This window comes from Anaeromassilibacillus sp. An200, from assembly GCF_002160025.1.
GTDB lineage: Bacteria > Bacillota > Clostridia > Oscillospirales > Acutalibacteraceae > Caccousia > Caccousia stercoris.
On sequence record NZ_NFJU01000088.1, the window covers coordinates 1 to 3,972 of the forward strand.

General features: G+C 53.1%; 6 protein-coding genes. 1 reads left to right on the forward strand and 5 read right to left on the reverse strand.

Features of this window, described 5'->3' with window-relative positions:
* The 5 genes from B5F35_RS17650 to B5F35_RS17670 form a co-directional block, all read right to left on the reverse strand.
* A partial coding sequence (locus B5F35_RS17650; protein WP_140401284.1) for a helix-turn-helix domain-containing protein occupies positions 1-328 on the reverse strand: 328 nt, incomplete at its 3' end.
* A 68-nt stretch (positions 329-396) separates the two neighbouring features.
* Complete coding sequence (locus tag B5F35_RS17655; protein WP_441364277.1) at positions 397-573, reverse strand: hypothetical protein; 177 nt, start codon at positions 571-573, stop codon at positions 397-399.
* A 17-nt stretch (positions 574-590) separates the two neighbouring features.
* Positions 591-881 carry a DUF5720 family protein gene (locus tag B5F35_RS17660; protein WP_087242945.1) on the reverse strand — a complete coding sequence of 97 codons (291 nt, stop codon included), beginning with the start codon at positions 879-881 and terminating at the stop codon, positions 591-593.
* Between the two features lie 12 nt (positions 882-893).
* Positions 894-1,820 (reverse strand): ParB/RepB/Spo0J family partition protein, encoded by a 927-nt coding sequence (locus tag B5F35_RS17665; RefSeq protein ID WP_087242946.1) that lies wholly within the window; start codon positions 1,818-1,820, stop codon positions 894-896.
* A complete protein-coding gene (locus tag B5F35_RS17670) occupies positions 1,777-2,598 on the reverse strand; it encodes a ParA family protein (RefSeq protein WP_087242948.1) in 822 nt (273 codons plus the stop codon). The genes B5F35_RS17665 and B5F35_RS17670 overlap by 44 nt, the downstream gene beginning before the upstream one ends.
* Before the next feature lie 327 nt (positions 2,599-2,925).
* On the opposite strand from B5F35_RS17670, the gene B5F35_RS17675 reads away from it, so the two are divergent.
* Entirely contained in the window at positions 2,926-3,447 is a 522-nt protein-coding gene (locus B5F35_RS17675) for a recombinase family protein (protein WP_242969583.1), read from the forward strand.
* Positions 3,448-3,972 lie beyond the last annotated feature (525 nt).

Here is a 3,972-nt window from a genome sequence, read left to right on the forward strand (position 1 = left end):
CCGTATCCGGCTGGGGCGTATCCGGGTTTTTCGGCTGTGGCTGCTCGTAGATGACATACTCGGTGTCGCTGATCCGGCCCTGCCGGTCACGCATCTGGTGACGCACGATGTAACCGGCACGTTCCAGCTCCCGCAGCGCCCCGCCGATGGCATCCACGCCCTCCTTGCAGATTTTCGCAAGACCACGGGTGGTATAGTTCCAGTCATCCGGCAGGGACAACATCATGGAAAGCAGCCCCTTGGCTTTCAGGGACAATTTTTCATTTCGCAGGTGGTGATTGCTCATCACGGTATAATCACGGGTTCTTTCAATCCGAAAGACCGCCATTGACTTCACTCCTCTCTGATTTTTGACATAAAATAAGCCACAATCTTTCGTGAAAAAGACTGTGGCGTTCAGCTATCCTTATGAAAGCGGGTGAGACGCTTGGGCGGCGGCAGCCGGTCAAACGGGTCCTCGTCCTGATAAAACGGCAGAGACTGCAAAAGCCGGTCAATGTCAGCGGATTCCATGTCATACTGGGACTGGTAGTTCTCCCGGATGGCGTCCTTGATACCCTGAATCGTACACATATTCATCCTTTCCTTTCTTAGTAGTGGTTGCTCTTGGCATGATGGCGGCGCTTGCCCGGCTTGAAGTCGAGGACATGGCCCTCAATCACACGGGCATACCGCTTGATTTTGATTTCCCGGCGCTGCTGGCTCAGGAGGGCGGCCTGATAGCCGTCCTCCGTGAGAAACAACCGCATTTCATCGCCGGAACTGCCATACGAGCAGGGATTCAGGACGGAAAACTCAATCATCCAGCGAGTGTTATCCTGAAAACGCTCCACGGCCAGAATGTTGTGTCCTTTCAGCTCGCGGGCTGAAATATCCCTCATAGGCGTCTCCTTTCAGCGTTCCTGGTCTCTCTGGCGCTTCTTCTGCCACGCCTCCAGCAGCTTGATAATGGTCTCCTGCATCCGCTGGGGCGTATAGCTCTTGGGAAAATACTTCCGCAGGGTGTCGGAGGTAAAAGTCACTTTGTCCAAATCGCTTTTCTTTTCCTCACCCATAATGGCTCGCATCACATCAAGGGACAAATGCCCCTCCTGACTGAATTTCTTGAGCCGCTGTGCCTGGGAGAGAGAGGGGGTGGCCTGTTCGCTGTCCATCGCGTCCAGGAGCTGCACCTGTTCCTCTTTTTTGAGGAAGGACAGCTCGTAGGCCGGATTAAAGGCGATTTTCTTTTCATCCACCATATCCAGCAGTTCAGGAATCAGCTCCGTCAGGCGGATATATCTCTGTACCTGTCTGCCGCTGTCACCAGCTTTTGCACCGATCACATCGGCCATTTCCAACTTCCCGCCAACTTGTCGGGAAGTTAAATCAGTTCTTGCCCCCTGATGCTTGACTGCCTCCAGCTTCATCTTGTAAGCAAAGGCCCTCTCGCTGGGGAGTAGGCTTTCCCGCTGCAAATTGCTGTCCACCATGATGATGGTGGCGGCATCATCATCCAAATCCCGGACAATGACCGGCATGGTCTCTTTCCCGGCAAGCTCACTGGCTCGGTGCCGCCTGTGTCCGGCTACCAGCTCATAGCCGCCCTCCGGGTCCGGGCGGGCAATCGCAGGGACCAATACACCGTACTGCCGCACACTGTCGGCGGTCTCCATCATGGCTTCATCATCCTTGACTTTGAAGGGGTGGTCCTTAAATGGGTGCAGCTCGGACAGCGGAATTTCCAGCACCTTTTCCCGCTGGGCATCGGCACGGCTTTCTTCGGTAGAGAACAGATCATCTACCGAGGCCAGCTCTACTTTTTTCGCGCTGCTTTTCAAGTCTCAACACCTCCTGGGTCAGATTTTTGTAGCCTTCGGCCACCTTGCCGCCGGGGTCATGGGCAAAAATGCTCTTGCCCTCGGCGCTGATTTCCTTTGCCCGGACAGAATGGGGAATTTCGGTGCCAAACACCTTGATTTTGCTGCCGTAGGTCTCCCGCAGCAGGGCGGCGATCTCCTTGGCAAAGTTAGTGCGGTTGTCCACCATCGTCAGCAATATGCCGTCGATTTGGAGTTTGGGATTGATTTGCCGCTTCACCTTATTGACCGTCTGGAGCAGCTGTTCCAGGCCCTTGGCGGGCAGATACTCTGCCTGGACAGGAATTATGATCCTGTTGGCGGCGGCCAGGGCATTGACCGTGAGCATACCCAGGGAGGGCTGGCAGTCAATCAGGATATGGGAATACTGTCCCTTGAGCGTGTCCAGATATTGCCGCAGGATGGTCTCACGGCTCATGGCGTTTACCAGGGAGACCTCCATGCCGGAGAGCTGGATGTCAGCAGGCATCAGGTCAACGCCCTCCGGGTGGTGCAGGATACCCTCGCCGGGGCGCAGCGGTTCGTCCATCAGGATACGGCCCATTGCGTCGGACAGGGTAAAGGGCAGCTTGTCCGGCTGGGGGTGGCCCAGGCTGATGGTCAGGCTGCCTTGCGGGTCCCCGTCGATCAGCAGCACTTTCTTCCCGGTCTGTGCCAGCCCGACGCCCAAGTTCGCACAGGTCGTTGTCTTGCCAACGCCGCCTTTCTGGTTGGCGATGGCGATGATTTGCGTGTTCATAACAATCACCTCGTTTCTGAAATAAAAAAAGGGAGAATGTGACGTAAATCAACATTCTCCCGGAGAAACAATATGCGATTGTATTGCTGCCTGTCTTATCTGAGTTCAGCTTTTGGGGAGCCATCCCGCCGCAAACCCGCATGAATACTGGGTTTCTGCTTGTTTGTCTTTACCCTTCCCGAACAACCGCTGTTCAACGCGTGGTACGCCAAAGATACCAGCAAGAAAATTCGCACAGTGATGAAGTCTAAAGGCGAAGCCGGGGAACATTTCTGCAACACCCCACCTTACGGATGCAGGAAAGACTCTGAAATCAAAAAGCAGTGAGTGATTGCTCCCGAAGCTGCCGAAGTAGTCAAACGGATATTTGTCCTTTGTCTGCACGGGTACAGACTGTGGCAGATTGCCCGTGTTTTGAAAGAGGATAAGGTACTTATTCCAACCGCCTATTGGCGAGCAAAAGGGAGAACGGTCAATCATTCTATACCGGAAAATCCATATTTGTGGATAAGTGCCATGGCAGTCGATATTTTGGAAAAGAAAGACTGTTTAGGGCATACAGTGAATTTTAAGACCTACAGGCAGTCCTGCAAATCCAAAAAAGAAGCTGTAGAATCCCGAAGAAAACAGCTTGTGTTTGAAAATACCCATGGAGCAATTATTGACGTTGACACATGGAAACGGGTACAGGAATTATGGAAGAGCAAACGCGCTCGACGAGAGCAGGAAAAACAAATATGTTTTCCGGCGTTGTGCGCTGCGTCGACTGCGGGGAAAAGTTGTATTACTGCACAAGCAGGCATTTTGAAGCAAGGCAAAACCACTTTGTTTGTTCCCCTTCAAGACTAAAAGGGAAAAGAGGTCTGCGCGACACATTTTATCCGAGCGGTGGTTTTGGAACAAGGTGTATTTGCCCACATGATAATGACGATTACCTGTGTTGCAAACCGTGAAGAACAATTCCGAAAATCTATAGATGCAAAGGAGAAAGCCGACGCGAAGAAAGAACTTGCAGCAAAGCGGCGGCAATTGACACATGCTGGGCCACTATGACGCGGGCTTCCCCCTCCGCACTTACACGCATGCCACCCGCCAGATGCAGGAAAGCGCAGCGGAGAAGAAGGGGAGCTTTATGGAGCAAGTACTGTGAGCACACGCAAAATCACCGGAGAAAAGAGAAGGCCCTTCCTCTCCAGTGATTTTATTTTTCCGACTGGGTCAAAATCTATGTCGCTATATTGCGGCTCAATTTTTGACTAGCCTAGTAAGTCATGACCCCCGGCAAAGCCGGGGGCTTGGGAAAGCCCTAGAAGGGCATGGTACAGACAACGCCCCTAAAGGGGCCACGAATGGGTCGGCCAACTGCATTGCTGA

What these genes read in the sequence shown, in the direction of transcription:
- B5F35_RS17655 (WP_441364277.1), bottom strand. Translation starts at nt 573, where the DNA reads ATGTGTACGATTCAGGGTATCAAGGACGCCATCCGGGAGAACTACCAG.
- B5F35_RS17660 (WP_087242945.1), bottom strand. Translation starts at nt 881, where the DNA reads ATGAGGGATATTTCAGCCCGCGAGCTGAAAGGACACAACATTCTGGCC.
- B5F35_RS17670 (WP_087242948.1), bottom strand. Translation starts at nt 2,598, where the DNA reads ATGAACACGCAAATCATCGCCATCGCCAACCAGAAAGGCGGCGTTGGC.